Here is a 16,090-nt window from a genome sequence, read left to right on the forward strand (position 1 = left end):
GCCACAAGCCATTACGTATATCTGGGCTCTTATTGGCAAAAATGGCCATATAGTAGGTATCTCAGGCCGGCGCTGTCTATCCAGGAGGAGCTCATGTCTACGAAGCAGCCTCTTGTAACTCTACAGAACGTACATAAATCAGGCTCTCCCGCGAAACTGGTGCTGCTAGCTTGCTTTGCTGCGTCTCATAGATCATCGATGATATACTTCTCAGAAAGAACGGTTTTCCTGCTCATCCACGAGGAGTTTGTGCTGATGGAAATAGCTTCGTTGTTGTCACTGCCCGCTGGATTGGAGCTTGAGCAGGTGTTCATGGATGATAACGTGCTACGCATGCATGTGGTGGCGACAGCGGGCATGCGTCCCTGCCCCTTGTGCGCCGAGAATGCCACGCATGTGCGCAGTTACTACACTCGCCTGGTCGCCGATCTGCCCTGTGCCGGTCGGCGCGTTCAGCTCATTCTGCATGTGCGCAAGTTTCGCTGCGACACCACCTCCTGCCCCCGCAAAGTGTTCGCCGAGCGGCTCGGCCCGTTCATCGAAGCCTGGGCGCGCAAAACCACCCGACTGCGTGAGGCGATTGAGTCCATCGGTCTCGCCACTTGCGGTGAAGGAGGCGCACGCCTGGCGGATCGGCTGGGTATCGCGACATCGCCCACCACCGTTCTGCGCTGCATCATGGCCTTGCCGCTCCCTCCTGTAGGCGCTATCACCCATCTGGGTGTCGATGACTTCGCGCTGCGTCGGGGGCGCACCTACGGCACAGTACTCGTGGATCTCCACCGTCACAAGGTGATTGCCCTGCTCCCCGATCGGAAAGGCGAAACCGTCAAAGCCTGGCTGGAGAGCCACCCAGAACTGGAACTAATCAGTCGTGACCGGGGTGAAGATTACGCAACGGCTGCCAGTCAGGGCGCTCCCCAGGCGGTTCAGACTGCGGACAGGTTTCACTTGTGTAAGAACCTGAGTGAAGCGGTTGAACAGGCATTGGCGCGGTGCCGAGCAGAGATCCGAAAGAGCCTGAAAACCCAACACAAACCACCGCAAGATCCTCCCCCATCGGCACCAGCTTTGATGACCGCTGACGGCAAACCCTACTCAGCGCACCAGCACGAGCGGTATGATCGCTATCAGCAGGTGGTGGAGTTACGCAGGCAGGGGATGACCATCAAAGCCATTGCCAAACGCGTCGGTTTGGGCGCACGAACGGTGCAACGCTGGATCACGGACGGACGCTATGTCGAAACCAACTACCATCACCGGCATCGCAGCCAGTTTGATATCTATGAGGGCTACGTGCGCAGGCGGCTCACCGATGGGGCTCAGAATATTCAACAGATCTGGCGCGAGATCAAAGCCCAAGGCTATTCTCATTCTGACCGTGCCTTGCGACGTCACCTGGAGGAAGTCGCGTGGGAAAAAGCTCGCAGAGCTTCCAGATCATGGTATCCTGGACCACTTTTCCGCGAAGAAAGCCGTCTGGCTGTTCGTGCGCCCCTTTGAGAAACTGCAAGCACGTGAGCAGAAAGAACTCCTGGGACTGCGTCAGGCCAGCGCCACCGCAGAAACGATCTCTCAACTCGTGCAGGAGTTCTTTCGACTGGTGCGCACTCGTCAGGGAACACAGCTTGATTCCTGGATAAGCAAGGTCGAAGCCAGCGGTATTGCAGAACTCCAACGCTTCGCCAATGGCCTTCAACGGGACAAAGCGGCTGTCCTGGCGGGATTAACGCTCATCCATAGCAACGGACAAACAGAAGGACAGGTTACCCGGATTAAGCTCATCAAACGGATGATGTTTGGTCGGGCTGGGTTTGCGCTCCTTCGACAACGCGTGCTCCATGCACTCTAATTGTGATTCTTCCAATCCTACTCTACGATGCAGCGGCCTCTTGCAGCACCTGAGCGGCTTCTTCGACCACGGCTTCCCACAATCTCTTTCCTAGTTCAGCACTCGCACACGTCGGATCGCCGATCACCCCGGTAGAGGAATAGCGAGCAAAATCCAGGTTGGGATCATTCCAGTCAACCTCTGTGGAACGAGGGTTGATAATGCAGTCTTTTCGGACGGATGCCGGGCGGAGATAGAGCGAAATGGACGTCGTAAAGCCATCCGCATGCCCGACAGGGATTTCGGGATCAGCTACTCGGCACCAAATTGCATGAAAGGGATGCGATGGTAAGAATGCTTGCGCCTGGCCCTGATACCTCTGGTTGAAGCGTTCAACGACCCCGCCCAGAGCATGACCGCCACAACCTCGCCAAATGACCATTCTCTTAAACCCCTGTGTCACTAATGAGGTCAAGGTCGCTTCGACCAGGGCGTCATGCAAGCTGACGGGGACATCGATAAATCCACTGCCAAAGGCGCGATGTTCCGGCGTGGGTCCAAAGGGCATCGCCGGTAACACAACAGCCTGGACTCCAGCATCTTGCGCCGCTTTTTCGGCAGCGGCAACCATGAGCGTTTCAGCAAACCAGGTGTCAAAATCGACTGACAGGTGAGGGCCTTGCTGTTCAGTACAACCAGTCGGAATGATCGCTAACCAGCCCTGTTGAGCACATGCGCGAATCTCTTGATAGGTCAAATCACCAAAGCGCCTGCTCTTCTCTTCTCTGAGGAACATGTTTTCTTTCTAACCTCTTTCTCCTTGTTTCTGATGAGAAAATATCTCATCAGTTTTCCCCTGTCAAGTACAGAAAGCTGGCAAAGCGTTTTCTCCATTACATTATTACAAAAGCAAGTGAGCAGCACCATTTACGCGGGAGAGCCTAAATTTGGTAAGGTGCAGGCGGTTAAAGGTATCAGCTTTGCGGTCTACCCTGGCGAGCTGCTGGCGCTGCTGGCGCCGAATGGATCGGGAAAAACAACCACACTGAGCCTGATGCTGGGTGGTCGCAAGCCTGATCGGGGCGAGATTCGTCTCTTTGGTCTCGATCCTCGTCAGCCGCAGGCGCGTCTGCGCGTTGGTGTCACACCGCAAGAAACAAACTTTCCCTGGACATTGCGCGTTGAGGAGATCATTGAGCTCGTCAATGGCCACTTTCCACAGCCTCTGAAAGTCGAAGAACTGGCGACACGTTTCGATCTTTCCGAGATTATGCACAGGCAGACGGGAGGGCTCAGCGGTGGGCAGAGGCGCAAATTAGCCCTGGCGCTGGCCTTTGCAGGTGGGCCTGATATCGTTTTTCTCGACGAACCAACTGTCGGCCTGGACGTGGAGGTGCGCATGAGGTTGTGGCAAGAGGTACGCAAGTATTTACAAGGTAGAGGCACCGTCGTCTTGACAACGCACTACCTGGAGGAAGCAGAGGCGCTGGCGACCCGCGTACTGATTATGAATAAGGGGCAGGTTATCGACGAAGGAAGTGTAGAGGAGATCAAGGGACGGGTTGGCCTTAAACATGTGCGCTTCAGGGCCAGTCATCTGCCGGAGCTTGCCGATCTAGCAGTTCTAGAGCGAGCTGAGGACAGATATACCGGCTATGTGCAAGATGCAGACGCGCTTGTCCGCAGCCTTGTGCAGCACAATGTAGATTTTCATGGGCTAGAGATTCTGCCGGCCACGCTTGAGGAAGCCTTTTTACAAATGACAGGAGAGACGAAATGAAGCTTACGCTCTTATATTTCAAAGCGGAAACTCTGGGATTACTGCGCATCCCGATGGTAGTTGTGTTTACGCTTCTCTTTCCTGTCTTGTTCTTCGCTCTCTTTGGCTTACCAGCCGGCGGCGAAACAGAGATTGCGACCATAGAAATGGCCTCCTTTACGATCTATGCAGTCCTGGGCATCGCAGTCAATCAGTTTGGGGTCAATATCGCCGAAGACCGCTCGACGAGTTGGGAAAAATTCCTGCATACGCTGCCAGTTTCTCCCGTCCCCCGTTTCAGTGCCCGCATTCTCACGGCCCTCGTGTTTGCCGGTGTAGCCGGCGGCCTGGTGGTAATATGTGCGCTCATGTTCTCGAAAGCCAGAATAGATTCGGGTATCGTATGCCCATTCCTGCTTTATACCCTGCTTGGCAGCATTCCCTTTTGCTTACTTGGAATCTCTATCGGCTACTGGTTTTCGCCAAAGGCCGCCTTGCCGGTGGGCAATATCCTCTACTTTCTGCTTGCCTTCGCCGGCGGGTTGTGGATACCTCCGCAGGCTTTGCCGCCGTTTATCGCGAATATTTCGCCCTATTTGCCAACGCGCGAGTACGGTGAAATCATCTGGAACACCGTTCTGGGAGGAACTCAACATATTGTGCCCTGGCTCTGGCTGTGCTTCTATACGCTTTTGTTTGGCGGGCTGGCCGTCTGGGGCTATCGGCGCGATGAAGGGCAGCGCTATCGCTAATGGAGACGGTAAGTTCAAAGCAGGGCTGAGCTATCAGGCTCGCCTCACACATTCAAGACCCCCATATATCCTGTAGAGGAGATTTTTCCTTGCCTCTGTGCGTTTCAATAGAGGAATATCTATTAAATTCCGCCCTGTATTTGAGGAAAGGGACTATCATGTTTGCTCTTATTCGTCTTCTCTATCGGATGCTCTTTGTGAGAGGGAAACCACATCACCAGATTATTGGAGGCATTATCCTGATCCCGGCGGGAGGAGGCCTATCCTGGGTCGCTATCTTTGGCTCCTCCCACTATTATTACCCTTACTGGGTACTTACCGGTATTGTTCTGGCAGTCCTGGGAGCCATCGCTCTGATCAAGGGCCTTGTGGGACTGGCAACCGGCCAAAGAGCGGCTCAACCAGCTCAGGTTCCCTATGGCATGCCAGCACAGCCTTATGCCTATCCCCCGACCCAATATAACGGCTATCCTCCTGCTAACTATCCCCCGGCACAACAGCCTTATGCCCAATCTGGCTATCCGCCTGCCAACTATCCTCCGGCACAGCAGCCTTACGCACAGCCAGGCTATCCGCAAGGAGCTTACTCGCCGGCACAGCAGCCTTATGCCCAACCGGGCTATCCGCCCGCGCAAGCGCCCCATGCCCAGCCAGGCTATGGGCAATACGGTCAACCTCCTTATCATCCCCAACAATAAAGGCCGCTACAGAGGGCCCTCGTGTATTTGAGCCCTCTGTATATAGATGGAGATTTCAGTTTGAGACGGCCGTTTCGCTCTCGGCGGCAGGCTCAGCAATGACAGGCCGAACGTCATTCTCAAGCTCTGGCTTATAGGATAACTTCCCCCTGGTCGCAAGCAGTATAATTCCAGCAATCACCAACCAGACGCCAGCACCTGCTAACATCATGAGGACTGCCAATCCGCTATTTTCAATTCCTTGCAACATTTTGCCCAACTCTGGAAACCATGACAGGAGAAATGATGGCGCCGTGTCAACGGCGGAATGGAAGAGAATGGCCAGGAAGATACTGCCACGCGTATTGTTAAACAACCAGGTCATGACAATGGTATAGCTTGCGACTGTCAATATGTAAATTGCCAGGCCGGGAAGAAGGCCCACTTGCTGGTACGCAGATCCCCAGACTGTGAAGACGAGAAGCGGCAGATGCCAGCAGGCCCATAAGAGTGCGAGTAGGAGGCTACCGGGCAGCGGCCCCATACGCTTTTGCAAGCGGTACAGAGCGAAACCGCGCCATCCCGGTTCTTCACCTAGCGGAGAGCCTGCCAGCATACCTGACAGGACATAAACAACGTAGAGTGCTAATCCAAACGCACCTTTGGTGCTGAACAGATGCCCCGGCCACTCTTGAGGTCCAAATGGTAGATAATAAAGCACACATGCCAGAAGAGGCAAGAACAAGGCCAATATGTACCATTGGATACCCGCACGTACACGAATCATGCGACGTAGTAAAAGCCGCACGCCTACCTTTCCTTCTACAATAACACTCACAATCCAGGCCGCAATTGCCGGACCAAACGAACCCAATATAATGATGCCCAGAGTATCCAATCCAGAGGCCGCCATCGTGAATGGCAGAAGACCAGTTCCTCCCCCTTTCGATACAACAAACGGCAGCCAGAGCAGCCAGGAGATAAGATAGGCCAACACGAAGTACGCAACTAACGTATGGCCTCTCAAGATTGACCTATGGTCGTAGTGTTGTCCGGTTTGAATCTTTACATTTTTTGACGCCATATTTTCCTCTTATTTCTTCAAATATATTTCGTAGCTTCCCTCTATAGACAATGATAGCAGTTTTACGCCCACGCATTTATCGTTAGCTAGATATACTTTTCTTTACATGTCCATCTTTCTTATGCCAGGCAGCAGCAGCTCTTGGTACAGGCTAATCTATTATCCCGGCCTCTGACACCCAGAACTTTTTATCTTTTCAAAGGCATCAGATATCACAGGTTAATAAAGATCTTTTCCCCATCCTTCATACCTGCTAGCCTATTTGTTCTTTGGCTCTAGATCAAAGATTTGCCCAACTTTGTTCTCTGGCTCTGGATCAAAGATTTGCTCAACGGGCATCTGAAAGAGGCGCGAGATCTTGAATGCAAGCGCCAGGCTAGGATCATACTTGCCAGTCTCCAGGGCATTCACCGTCTGTCGCGAGACCTGCAGGTGCTCGGCAAGCTCAGCCTGCGACCAGTTATGCATCGCCCTGAGCACTTTGAGCTTATTATTCATCGATATCTCCATGAAGCAAGGTCAGTACCTATGCTCCAGAGCACCATCATCAAGGGAAAGACGTAAAGCCAACCCAGATGAGGAAAGCCAATATTTTCCAGAAAGCCATAGCTAAAGGTCAGCAGGCCCGTACTTGCGAAGGCGAAAGCCAATCCCTCCAATTGAATGTGGCGCTGCATCTCATCCATATGGCCGATGAAGCGTATAAAGGTAAACATAGCAAAGATGGCCGGCACGATCGGAGTCAGCGCCAGAGGAATACGCCACCATGCCGAGCTGGGACTGATATTGACCACTATCGCTGAAATGAACATAACTATTACATACACAATCGCTGCTATCCAGAACGCCTTGAGATGTGGATTTCTCGCCGATTTATTCATAGCTCCCTATACTTTCCAGGTTATGTGATTTCTTAGCTCGCTAAATTGCTTTTTATCTTTGTCAAACCAGCTTGTCAAAGTGTAAAGTTTACTTGTCATAGTGTAAGCAATGATTGTAAATTTGTCAAGCAAGCTTTACATCGAACTAGCAAATTTCGTAAGCTGATGCGGCCAACAGAGCTCTTCGAGAGAATTTAAATTAGCCCATCAGGGGAATAAAGAGGTCACCAGGCTACCCGAAAGAACAGGCTCAAACTGACTTTTAGGACGTTCTAATTTTCTGAGGGAAATAATATGCTAAGCACAGAAATACAGCTTTGCTTGCTATACAGGATTTTGGCGAATTATCCGCGCCAATGACCGCAAGCAAAAGGAGAAGGAGTAATTATGTTTCAGATCGAAGCTCTTGATCATGTAGCTTTAGTTGCCAGGAATTTACAGCAATCAATCGACTGGTATCGGTCCGTGCTTGGAATGGAGCAGCGCTACCAGTATCGGGACGAGACGGGACAGGGTAATCCGGTGGTGATGGGTTCAGGAGATGCGTGCATTGCCCTGTTCCCAGCTGCTCCCGCTTATCCCATCTCGCCCTTTAACGGACACGTTGCCATGCGGCTCAATCGAGCCAATTTCGAGCATGCACAGGAACATCTTCGTTCCATAGGCATCAATTTCAGATTTGTTCGCTACTCACGCTGCGATTCGCTCTATTTTAACGATCCCAGCGGTTATCAGATCGAGTTGAGCACCTATGACATGCCCAAAGTGTAACCCTTAACTGATGGCGCTGCTCCCATCCCTTCAGCGGTTGCTTGATTGAGAGCAGCGCCCGCCCTATTTCTCCGCAGCAAGTGTAGGAAACTCGGTAATGCGCAATCTAGCGCAGCCATAAGGGACCAGCGTCAAATCCTCTAGAGGCTGCGCAGAGTGAACCGGGCTATAGGGAAGCGGCCCGGCTGCGTTGTGTTCCAGTTTCCATTCGGGCACTCTTCTACCCTTGACATGCAGCAGTACCGGAACCTCAGCAGCGCCAAATGGACGCTCTCCTGGTCGACGAGCTTCCATAACACAACCACGCTCGGGCTCTTCTCTATCGATCTGCAGAGCATAGTTCCAGGGCGTTGTTGGATGCACCTCCCAATCGGCGGCAGGTAGCTCTCTTCCCACCTGTCGCCATTCTTCCCCAATCTGTAAGGAATACACAAGGGGACCACGCTCAAGGGCAACACTTCCATGATAACGCGTCGAAGTCTGCAGGGTCATGGGAAAATGTAGCACAATCTCCGTTGCCGCACTCCACTCGCGTTCGAGGAGATGAAACGTTCCGGCAGCAACTTCTTGCTTCTCCTCTCCCGCCAGGGCAAGCGTGGCGCCCTTTGCCCAGCCCGGAATGCGCAGCAAGAGGGGGAAACGAGCCGGCCGCGCGGGAGCAACTGTCACACGCACAGTTTCCTCAAAAGGATACTCTGTCTCAACCTCGATATGCACAGGTACATCGCCCACCTGCGTATCCACATGGCAAGGAGCATAGGCAATGGCAGCTAATCCCTCATCAGGAGTTTTCATCCACAGATGTGAAACAAACTTGGGCCAGCCCTGATGCATATTCGCCGTACAACAGCCAAAATGCGGCTCCAGGCCGAAAATATTGGCGTCCGGCCCATTTGTCGTATAGATTCGATCCTCATTAATAGAACAAATAACCTGGTTGGCCTGCCCATCATACTGATGGGCCCACATATCCTCGCTCAATATCGCTGGCAAAGTATTAAAGGTCAGGCGCTCCAGGCGATCTGCCAGAGAGACATCTCCCAGAACTGTCAGGGCAACCTCTAGCGAGAACTGGTATTCAACGACTGCACATAATTCGCTACCCTGTGATGGATTCTTGCCCGCGACTATCTCATCGCAACTAAACATACCCGTCGCCTGCCCATGATAGGTATCGAGCGTCTGCATAATGCGCTCAACAGCCGCGAGATCTTGCCCAAGCTGCGAATGACGGTACCAGAGCGCAGGCTCTTTGACAGCCATCGCGCAGTTCACGCCATGACTCTCAAACTCCCCTACCGTACTTTTCTCTTTATATGGATAATCGATGAAATACGAACTCCAATTGAAGCCCTGTTCATGAAGCTTGTGAGCCAACGCCAAAAGCCATTCTTCTTCGCAGCGCTCATACAGCCATTGAATGCTCAAAAGGAGATCGTGCCAGCGCATCTTTGCCCAGGACTTCAAAGGTCTTTCGGCCAACAGGGTATCTAATCGGCGTAGAAAGCGCTTCATAGCTGGAATAACGCGGGCATCCTTGGTGGCTTCATAAAACTGGGTCATAGCCTTGAGCATCACGTAAATTGGCCAGGGATCATACTCATACCCATATTGTTTATCGAGCACGGGACCAAGCCAGCCATCCTCCTGTTGATGCCCGAGAACATAATCCATCCAATGCTGCACCTTGGCTTTGAGACGTTCATCATCTAAGCCAAAGGCCAGCGGCACTACACCATCTAACCAGTAAGGGCCACGCTCCCATCCCTCGGCCTTACCCCCTATCCAACTGCTATCCGCAACGTCAGGCCAGAATTCATCCAGATGGCCGCTCAAGCCGTTCGCCTGTATCAAAAGTTGCTTGCGCAACCAGCCGGTGGGATGAATGCTGCCCAGGGCTAACGGCGTCAATTTCTTTGCAGCTAAAGCTGCTCTTTTCTTCTGCTCATCCATAAATAAACTTCCTTGTAGGACTTCATACGGTAAGGAAAAGGTTTTCCTTACTTCTCATTATGGTACACAGATCAGCTAGAGATGTCAACATAAGAGCACCGTTTAGATCCAGCTCACCATTTGCTATTTCCTGGAAAACTCAAAGCTTTGTAAAACACACTCATAAACCCCGCGCTAGCTAAAGGTTGTTTTCGCTAACCAACAAAATGGCTCATCCTCACATTAAATGAGCTTGGTTACTTGAACCGCTGTAAAGTTTTCTGATAGACTCTCATCGATGGTTGTGTGTTGTTACGTTGCAAGGAGAACATCATCGATGAGCCAGACAGACCCCACTTCGCCCTTTTTACCTCTGCCAGAAGGGGTGAGCATCACCTCTGTTGAGGAAGACGCAACCAGTGTCTTGGTTCACATTGCTTGCCATCACCCATGCGCGCTCTGTCCAGGCTGTAGCTGTTCATCTGATCGGATACACGGAGCCTATGTCAGGACCGTGGCGGATCTGCCAGCTGGGGGTCGGCGCGTCATTTTGAAGCTGAGAGTGCGCCGCTTTGTCTGTCCCACATCCACTTGCTCACACAGCATATTTACGGAGCGCCTCGATTCTCTGGTGCATTCCTATGCTCGCATGACCAATCGGCTTTCAGAGACCCTCCAGACACTTGGATTTGCCACCTGCGGAGAACTGGGAGAGCGTCTTGCACCCAAACTGGGGATGCAGGTTTCTGGACCAACATTGTTGCGCAGGATGCGAGCACGCATCTACACCCCACCTACGTCTGTGCCCATTGTTGGGATCGACGATTGGGCGTGGAAGAAAGGTATGACCTATGGCACGCTGGTCGTAGACCTCCAAAGTCGTCGCCCGATTGAACTCTTAGAAGATCGCAGCGCCCAAACAGCGGAAACCTGGCTGAGATCGCATCCAGAGATTACATTGGTCAGCCGTGATCGAGGGGGAGATTATGCGGCAGCAGCCAAACGTGGTGCTCCACAAGCCGAGCAGGTGGCCGACAAATTCCATTTGCTGAAAAACCTTCGAGAGAGGATCAAGGAGGTAATGGACCGGAGACACTCCTGTTTACCCCACGAGGCTTCAACCAGGGCTGATGCGATCCCTGCTCGCGCACGAGGGATCAAAGGATCACCCACCAAGGAGTCAGTTCCCCCATCTGTCGAGGTGGCAGATGAAAAACACTATCGAACGATCCCGCCGACCCCCTATTGGCGACCCCCGCCAGACAATTCTCGACAATTACACCGGCAGGCACGACGGGAGAGGCGCTATGGCTTGTATGAAGAAGTACGAAGGCTGAACACGCTTGGGATTGGCGTTCGTGCCATCGCTCGACAGTTGAAGGTGTGCCGCGAGGTCGTTCGTCGTTTTCTCAAAGCTGAAGAGTATCCTGAAATGGCCTCACACCGAAGAGGACCACGGGGCAGCATGCTGGATCAGTACAAGCCCTACATCCGGGAGCGTTGGGAACAGGGCTGTAGAAACAGTGTTCAGCTTTACGATGAGATCAAAGCTCGTGGCTATACCGGGTCAACATCTCTGCTCAGAAATTTTCTTGCCAGTGTTCGCAAGCAATACAAGGCAGCGAGAGCAGTGGAAGTAGTACATCAGGCTTTAACCCCTCCCATCGAAACTTCGGCTTCGCCTCCTCCCCAACCCCTGGTGAAACGTCGAATGTCTCCCACGCGGGCTTCCTGGCTTCTTGTCAGTCGATCAGAAAAACTGGATGAACAGCAACGCAAGTACGTTGAGCAAATCCGAGAAGGTCATCCCGATCTGGAAACAGCCTACCAATTAGGGCAACAATTTGTCATGATGCTGGCCGAGCATCGAGACAGGGATCTGGATGCATGGCTTCAGACCGCTGAACAAAGCATCCTTCCCGAATTCCGCAAGATGGCGAGGGGAATTCGTCTCGATTATGCAGCCGTCCGTGCCGCATTTTCGAGCATCTGGAGTAATGGTCAGGTCGAGGCGCAGGTCAATTGCCTCAAACTTCAGAAGCGGATCGTCTTCGGACGAGCAAACTTCGATCTCCTGCGGCTGCGCGTCCTCTGCCGGGTTTAGCCCTCGGCGTTCCGTTTCTACACACCCTCCCTCGTTGTACTCCCTCAAGAGAGTTCTTTTCTCACAATCAACCAAGCTCATTTAATGTGAGGATGAGCCCAACAAAAAGACCTCCTCCCAAAACTGTGAATCAAAAATAGTGACTACCTCAATGAAATTTGGTCTACTCTGAGAATCACAAAATAGATCACCTTGACCCTCGCTAACAAAAACTGTACCATAGCCTCAAATGACTCATCTGGTCTAGAGAGGTTCGTACATGCTAACACTACAGGTTTTGAATACCAAGGGGGCGGCTAGGCAACCTGGGTGCTCAAAAACCTGGATACATAAATTGGCGGCGACTGGCAAGCTCAAAGCATTTACGTATGGAGAGGAAGGCGAACTCGTTGAGCAGACCAAAGAGGTGAAGAAACCAGGCCGAGCACTTTACTTCCTGGCGGATGAGGTGGGCAGATATCAGCCAGCGGCTCAGCGGCGTCCACGAGGCAGTAAAAATAAGCCGAAAGAGAAGCCAGAGAGTAAATAGCGCGAATATTTGACGATTTTTGAGGTGCAACGGAGGAAATCGGCACGAGATGAATAACCAAAGAAGCATCATTCAAGCAATTAAGAGCGCACAAGCTCCAGATAGAATGACCACAAAGATCATCGCGATTGATGGCCCAGGCGGGGCCGGGAAAAGCGCATTTGCTGAGCACTTGTCGCACCAGTTAGGCAGTGCACCCATTCTTCACACCGATGATTTTGCCAGTCGAGAGAATCCGCTCAACTGGTGGCCCCGCTTGCTTCAGCAAGTGCTTGAACCACTCTCTCACAATGAGACAGCGCGCTACCAACGCTATGATTGGAGCACAGAACGCCTGGCAGAGTGGCACGAAATACAGCCCACCGAGCATCTTCTCCTTGAAGGGGTTTCTTCCTCAAGAGAAGCTTTTCGGCCATATCTCGCATTCTCCATCTGGATTGAAACACCACGCCAGGAGCGACTGCGGCGCGGTCTTGAACGTGATGGGGAAGCTGCTCGTCCGCAATGGGAGGAATGGATGGCCAGCGAGGATGAATATGTTGAGCGTGAGCACCCAGAACGAAAAGCCGACTTGGTGATCAACGGTGCACAAGCTTACGACCTGTCAGTATTTTTTGACGGATAAATCCGCGAATAATGGTAGCCCAAAGAGGGAAGTCAACTCCTCTTCCAGTTGGTTTCCGATCTCTATGAACGCGTTTCGATCGTTATTACCAGTAATTTGCGGTTTACTGAGTGGAACCAAATTTTAAAGGTGCCAGCCTGACGATATCGCTTGATGGAAAGACTTTGCAACTATTTACGCCCATACGCATAAAGTGCCGGGATCATGGTTGGTCTGATTATGCGGGTAACCTCCTAAATGGGTTACCCGCATAAAAACAGCAGTCTTTGACACTGCTCAAGGGAGTAGGAGCACCTTGCCGCTCGTCTGGCGCTGCTCCATTGCCTGATGTGCCAGCGCGGCCTCGGCTAGAGGATAGGTACGATCAATCTTGACAGAGAGCTGTCCTTGCAATAACCAGGTAAAGAGATCTTGCAGACAGCGGCTTGCCTGCTGTGGATCACGGAGGTAGTGATAGGCCGCCACACGCGTGATGAAGAGCGAACCTTTCTCCATTAACGTCATAAGATCGAATGGAGGGATGAAGCCGCTGGCCTGGCCATAAATGAGTAGAGAGCCACACGGGGCCAGGCTGTCAAGATTGGCCTCAAAGGTGGCTTTGCCGATACCATCATACACTACCTGGACCCCCTGCCCTCCGCTGATACGCCGGACGTCTTGCACTTGATCAGCAAGAGTGGAAATGAGCACATCCTGAACTCCAACTTTGTGAACTGCCTGCGCCTTTTCTTGCGTGGAGGTAATTCCAATAACGCGCCCTCCCCGCCGTTTTGCCATTTGACAGAGGAGAAGACCGATCCCGCCTGCTGCGGCCTGGACTAAGCACCAATCGTCTGGCTTAATCGGATAGGCCAGATGGGTCAGCACATAAGCAGTCATGCCTTGAAAAAGCACGGCCGCCGCTTGTTCAAAGCTCATCTCATCAGGAATAGGGATCAAATGGTAAGCCGGGGCCAGGATATGGCTCGCATATGATCCATTCACCCCGGCCCAGGCCACGCGATCCCCAACCTTCAGATGGGAAACTTCAGGATCAATGGCCTCTATCACTCCTGCTCCTTCAAGTCCTAGCTCAACAGAAATACCACTTGCCTGGTAAAAATGTTGAGAGGCAAGATCACCACGCCTCTCCTGAATATCCAGAAAGTTGACGCCCGCCGCGTGTACTCTGACAAGAGCCTGGCCAGGGCCGGGAAGGGGCAGTGCTTGCTCTTCGAGCTGCATTACTTCAGGGCCGCCATAGGCATGAATACGAATTGTACGCATCTTCATGACAATATTCCTTTCTTGCTTCCTGCATAGATGTGCCAGCTTTTCAATATAGTTTCCAATGGAAACTATATTTGGATTGTAACAGAGATTTATCCCAATTACAAGATAGTTTCCATTGGAAACCTTGTCTTTTTCTCGTCATTCTGGTACAGTACTTGCACATTCCAGGCGCCTGCACAGGTTTATCTCTTGATTGAAAGCCAGACAAAATGACATCTACCCAGCCAGAAAATGAGGATCAAGCGCTACAGGAGAAGCTCAGGCTCAGTGAGCAGATTGTTCATCTCACGATTCAGATCCGCCAACAAGAGGAGCGGGATGACCAGGAACGCTTGCTAGAACTTGTACAAACGAAAGGCCAGGCCTGGGTTGATCTCCTTCAAAGCTTGAACGTGACGGCCCTGCATGTTCTTAGCGCCATCGGAGAGCATGAGCCGATCAAAGGCATCCAGATCGCCAGGCAACTTGGTATTACCAAAGGTGCCATCTCAAAGGTTACCAGGAAACTCCTTGAGCAAGAGCTCATTTTCTCTGAGAGACTTCCAAACAATCGAAAAGAGATTTACTTTCGTCTTAGCCAAAAAGGCAGAGAAATCTTCAAGTGGCACCAGCAACTCCATCCCCAACTTGAGGAGCAGGGCAGACAATTTTTATTAAGATACTCGATTGACGAACTACAACTCATCGTGCGCTTTTGCCAGGACTATCTCAATCAGGGTTGAGCATGAGTCAGCACAAGCTAAGACAGACTAACACGAAGCTGGCTGCTCTTCCAGCGCTTTACCTTTGGGATCGGGAAAGCACTGTATATAAGCCGCGAAGCCAATCGATTGAAGATCTGAGGGGTCTGGTGCCAGGAAACCTTTACCACATTTCCTGGCGATAATTCCATATTCACTGTGCAGATCAACACTCTCATCAGTTCAATCAAAAGAAGCCAGGGATAACGCGCTCACGGCAGTTCACCATCAGCAATCAGCATCCTTCCTTCCATCATTTTATTTTACAGTAGTCAATCCTTATTTTTCCCCTGCTTGACAAATTGTTTTATTTAGTGTAATTACTATTTTTAGTGAAGCAAAATTTTTATTTTGCCAGGATAAGAATGAGGATTTGCAATGGTTCCTGAACTGCGCACCTTACCTATTCGCGCTATTGAGTGCTTAACGCTCTGTTACAAGCTGCGCGAACGTGGCGAATCTATTACTACCGGAGCGATGCGGGAGCGCTTACAATCCAGCGAATGCGCCGGGCACATTTCTGATGCTACAGTGACACAACTCTTTAAGTGGCTCAGAGAACGTGGCTATGTGCAGTACATTCCCTATCATGGGATCGAACTCACGCAGGAAGGTGAGCGATTAGTCATAGAACTGGTTCGCCGCCACCGCTTATTGGAACGCTTCCTGTCCCAAATCATGGGCTTTCCATTGGATAAAGTGGACACGGAAGCCCGGCAGATCGAGCATGCGATCTCAGATGCATTTGTGGCTCGCATGGAAGTTCTGCTGGGGTACCCCACCGAAGACCCACATGGTGACCCCATCCCCACGCAGGATGGCAAGATCGTCACTTCACCCAGTCAGCCCCTCTCACAGATCGCCCCCGGTCAATATGCTATTGTGCAGCGTATCAGTGATGAGTCAGCCGATTTACTGCGCTATCTGACCGAGTTGGAGCTCATTCCAGGGGCTTTATTATCAGTGGAAGCCGCCACACCTTGTGATGGAGTCTATACCATACGAATTGGCACTAAAGTCCATGTGATTGGGAAGACGGTAGCCCAGGCTCTTTTTGTGCGTCCCGTCACACCGTACAGCAGAAATGTCCTGGCATCTTCCAGCATACCAGTAGGAGAAGCATTATGAGAACA

At 51.8% G+C, this 16,090-nt stretch carries 17 protein-coding genes and 1 pseudogene; 12 read left to right on the forward strand and 6 right to left on the reverse strand.

Annotated features, from left to right (window positions below; translation table 11 throughout):
* Positions 1–93 precede the first annotated feature (93 nt).
* Complete coding sequence (locus EPA93_RS02370; protein WP_242527306.1) at positions 94–1,503, forward strand: ISL3 family transposase; 1,410 nt, start codon at positions 94–96, stop codon at positions 1,501–1,503.
* On the forward strand, positions 1,490–1,852 hold the full coding sequence (locus tag EPA93_RS49485; protein WP_242527307.1) for a transposase: 363 nt from the start codon (positions 1,490–1,492) through the stop codon (positions 1,850–1,852). Before EPA93_RS02370 ends, EPA93_RS49485 begins: the two co-directional genes overlap by 14 nt.
* 22 nt (positions 1,853–1,874) lie before the next feature.
* On the opposite strand, the gene EPA93_RS02375 is transcribed toward EPA93_RS49485, so the two are convergent.
* Positions 1,875–2,627 carry a creatininase family protein gene (locus EPA93_RS02375; RefSeq protein ID WP_129885497.1) on the reverse strand — a complete coding sequence of 251 codons (753 nt, stop codon included), beginning with the start codon at positions 2,625–2,627 and terminating at the stop codon, positions 1,875–1,877.
* Between the two features lie 117 nt (positions 2,628–2,744).
* Here EPA93_RS02375 and EPA93_RS02380 point away from each other — a divergent pair, with 117 nt between their 5' ends.
* The 3 genes from EPA93_RS02380 to EPA93_RS48965 all read left to right on the forward strand — a co-directional run bounded on the left by EPA93_RS02380 (position 2,745) and on the right by EPA93_RS48965 (position 5,040).
* Positions 2,745–3,611: an ABC transporter ATP-binding protein gene (locus EPA93_RS02380; RefSeq protein ID WP_207229420.1), complete on the forward strand. Its 867-nt coding sequence runs from the start codon at positions 2,745–2,747 to the stop codon at positions 3,609–3,611.
* Positions 3,608–4,342: an ABC transporter permease gene (locus tag EPA93_RS02385; RefSeq protein WP_129885499.1), complete on the forward strand. Its 735-nt coding sequence runs from the start codon at positions 3,608–3,610 to the stop codon at positions 4,340–4,342. Before EPA93_RS02380 ends, EPA93_RS02385 begins: the two co-directional genes overlap by 4 nt.
* A 158-nt stretch (positions 4,343–4,500) precedes the next feature.
* Positions 4,501–5,040 carry an MraY family glycosyltransferase gene (locus EPA93_RS48965; protein ID WP_207229421.1) on the forward strand — a complete coding sequence of 180 codons (540 nt, stop codon included), beginning with the start codon at positions 4,501–4,503 and terminating at the stop codon, positions 5,038–5,040.
* 55 nt (positions 5,041–5,095) lie between these two features.
* On the opposite strand, the gene EPA93_RS02395 is transcribed toward EPA93_RS48965, so the two are convergent.
* The 3 genes from EPA93_RS02395 to EPA93_RS02405 all read right to left on the reverse strand — a co-directional run bounded on the left by EPA93_RS02395 (position 5,096) and on the right by EPA93_RS02405 (position 6,984).
* Positions 5,096–6,103, reverse strand: a complete 1,008-nt coding sequence (locus tag EPA93_RS02395) for a CPBP family intramembrane glutamic endopeptidase (protein ID WP_129885500.1) — start codon at positions 6,101–6,103, stop codon at positions 5,096–5,098.
* A gap of 258 nt (positions 6,104–6,361) precedes the next feature.
* Complete coding sequence (locus tag EPA93_RS02400; RefSeq protein WP_129885501.1) at positions 6,362–6,601, reverse strand: helix-turn-helix transcriptional regulator; 240 nt, start codon at positions 6,599–6,601, stop codon at positions 6,362–6,364.
* On the reverse strand, positions 6,598–6,984 hold the full coding sequence (locus EPA93_RS02405) for a hypothetical protein (RefSeq protein WP_129885502.1): 387 nt from the start codon (positions 6,982–6,984) through the stop codon (positions 6,598–6,600). Before EPA93_RS02405 ends, EPA93_RS02400 begins: the two co-directional genes overlap by 4 nt.
* Before the next feature lie 387 nt (positions 6,985–7,371).
* Here EPA93_RS02405 and EPA93_RS02410 point away from each other — a divergent pair, with 387 nt between their 5' ends.
* The gene (locus tag EPA93_RS02410) at positions 7,372–7,755 is read left to right on the forward strand and encodes a VOC family protein (protein WP_129885503.1); all 384 of its coding nucleotides are present in this window, start codon (positions 7,372–7,374) and stop codon (positions 7,753–7,755) included.
* A gap of 63 nt (positions 7,756–7,818) precedes the next feature.
* On the opposite strand, the gene EPA93_RS02415 is transcribed toward EPA93_RS02410, so the two are convergent.
* The gene (locus tag EPA93_RS02415) at positions 7,819–9,708 is read right to left on the reverse strand and encodes a beta-L-arabinofuranosidase domain-containing protein (RefSeq protein WP_129885504.1); all 1,890 of its coding nucleotides are present in this window, start codon (positions 9,706–9,708) and stop codon (positions 7,819–7,821) included.
* Positions 9,709–10,024: 316 nt separating this feature from the next.
* On the opposite strand from EPA93_RS02415, the gene EPA93_RS02420 reads away from it, so the two are divergent.
* The 4 genes and pseudogenes from EPA93_RS02420 to EPA93_RS02435 form a co-directional block, all read left to right on the forward strand.
* Positions 10,025–11,791: an ISL3 family transposase gene (locus tag EPA93_RS02420; protein WP_165422819.1), complete on the forward strand. Its 1,767-nt coding sequence runs from the start codon at positions 10,025–10,027 to the stop codon at positions 11,789–11,791.
* 259 nt (positions 11,792–12,050) lie between these two features.
* Entirely contained in the window at positions 12,051–12,320 is a 270-nt protein-coding gene (locus EPA93_RS02425; protein ID WP_129885506.1) for a hypothetical protein, read from the forward strand.
* Between the two features lie 49 nt (positions 12,321–12,369).
* Positions 12,370–12,945 carry a uridine kinase family protein gene (locus EPA93_RS48165; RefSeq protein WP_165422820.1) on the forward strand — a complete coding sequence of 192 codons (576 nt, stop codon included), beginning with the start codon at positions 12,370–12,372 and terminating at the stop codon, positions 12,943–12,945.
* Between the two features lie 21 nt (positions 12,946–12,966).
* Positions 12,967–13,068: pseudogene (locus tag EPA93_RS02435) on the forward strand (ATP-binding protein); the annotation flags it as partial.
* Positions 13,069–13,221: 153 nt separating this feature from the next.
* On the opposite strand, the gene EPA93_RS02440 reads toward EPA93_RS02435, so the two are convergent.
* Positions 13,222–14,217: a quinone oxidoreductase family protein gene (locus EPA93_RS02440; RefSeq protein ID WP_129885509.1), complete on the reverse strand. Its 996-nt coding sequence runs from the start codon at positions 14,215–14,217 to the stop codon at positions 13,222–13,224.
* Between the two features lie 209 nt (positions 14,218–14,426).
* On the opposite strand from EPA93_RS02440, the gene EPA93_RS02445 reads away from it, so the two are divergent.
* The gene (locus tag EPA93_RS02445) at positions 14,427–14,939 is read left to right on the forward strand and encodes a MarR family transcriptional regulator (RefSeq protein WP_129885510.1); all 513 of its coding nucleotides are present in this window, start codon (positions 14,427–14,429) and stop codon (positions 14,937–14,939) included.
* Between the two features lie 396 nt (positions 14,940–15,335).
* Positions 15,336–16,085, forward strand: a complete 750-nt coding sequence (locus tag EPA93_RS02450) for a metal-dependent transcriptional regulator (RefSeq protein ID WP_129885511.1) — start codon at positions 15,336–15,338, stop codon at positions 16,083–16,085.
* Positions 16,086–16,090: the final 5 nt, after the last annotated feature.

This window comes from Ktedonosporobacter rubrisoli (assembly GCF_004208415.1).
GTDB lineage: Bacteria > Chloroflexota > Ktedonobacteria > Ktedonobacterales > Ktedonobacteraceae > Ktedonosporobacter > Ktedonosporobacter rubrisoli.

Excerpts from the sequence above, each read along its gene's own strand:
- EPA93_RS02445 (WP_129885510.1), top strand. The coding sequence starts at position 14,427 with ATGACATCTACCCAGCCAGAAAATGAGGATCAAGCGCTACAGGAGAAG.
- EPA93_RS02415 (WP_129885504.1), bottom strand. The coding sequence starts at position 9,708 with ATGGATGAGCAGAAGAAAAGAGCAGCTTTAGCTGCAAAGAAATTGACG.
- EPA93_RS48965 (WP_207229421.1), top strand. The coding sequence starts at position 4,501 with ATGTTTGCTCTTATTCGTCTTCTCTATCGGATGCTCTTTGTGAGAGGG.
- EPA93_RS02405 (WP_129885502.1), bottom strand. The coding sequence starts at position 6,984 with ATGAATAAATCGGCGAGAAATCCACATCTCAAGGCGTTCTGGATAGCA.
- EPA93_RS02395 (WP_129885500.1), bottom strand. The coding sequence starts at position 6,103 with ATGGCGTCAAAAAATGTAAAGATTCAAACCGGACAACACTACGACCAT.
- EPA93_RS02440 (WP_129885509.1), bottom strand. The coding sequence starts at position 14,217 with ATGAAGATGCGTACAATTCGTATTCATGCCTATGGCGGCCCTGAAGTA.
- EPA93_RS02370 (WP_242527306.1), top strand. The coding sequence starts at position 94 with ATGTCTACGAAGCAGCCTCTTGTAACTCTACAGAACGTACATAAATCA.
- EPA93_RS02420 (WP_165422819.1), top strand. The coding sequence starts at position 10,025 with ATGAGCCAGACAGACCCCACTTCGCCCTTTTTACCTCTGCCAGAAGGG.
- EPA93_RS02450 (WP_129885511.1), top strand. The coding sequence starts at position 15,336 with ATGGTTCCTGAACTGCGCACCTTACCTATTCGCGCTATTGAGTGCTTA.
- EPA93_RS02385 (WP_129885499.1), top strand. The coding sequence starts at position 3,608 with ATGAAGCTTACGCTCTTATATTTCAAAGCGGAAACTCTGGGATTACTG.
- EPA93_RS02425 (WP_129885506.1), top strand. The coding sequence starts at position 12,051 with ATGCTAACACTACAGGTTTTGAATACCAAGGGGGCGGCTAGGCAACCT.
- EPA93_RS02400 (WP_129885501.1), bottom strand. The coding sequence starts at position 6,601 with ATGAATAATAAGCTCAAAGTGCTCAGGGCGATGCATAACTGGTCGCAG.
- EPA93_RS02375 (WP_129885497.1), bottom strand. The coding sequence starts at position 2,627 with ATGTTCCTCAGAGAAGAGAAGAGCAGGCGCTTTGGTGATTTGACCTAT.
- EPA93_RS48165 (WP_165422820.1), top strand. The coding sequence starts at position 12,370 with ATGAATAACCAAAGAAGCATCATTCAAGCAATTAAGAGCGCACAAGCT.
- EPA93_RS02410 (WP_129885503.1), top strand. The coding sequence starts at position 7,372 with ATGTTTCAGATCGAAGCTCTTGATCATGTAGCTTTAGTTGCCAGGAAT.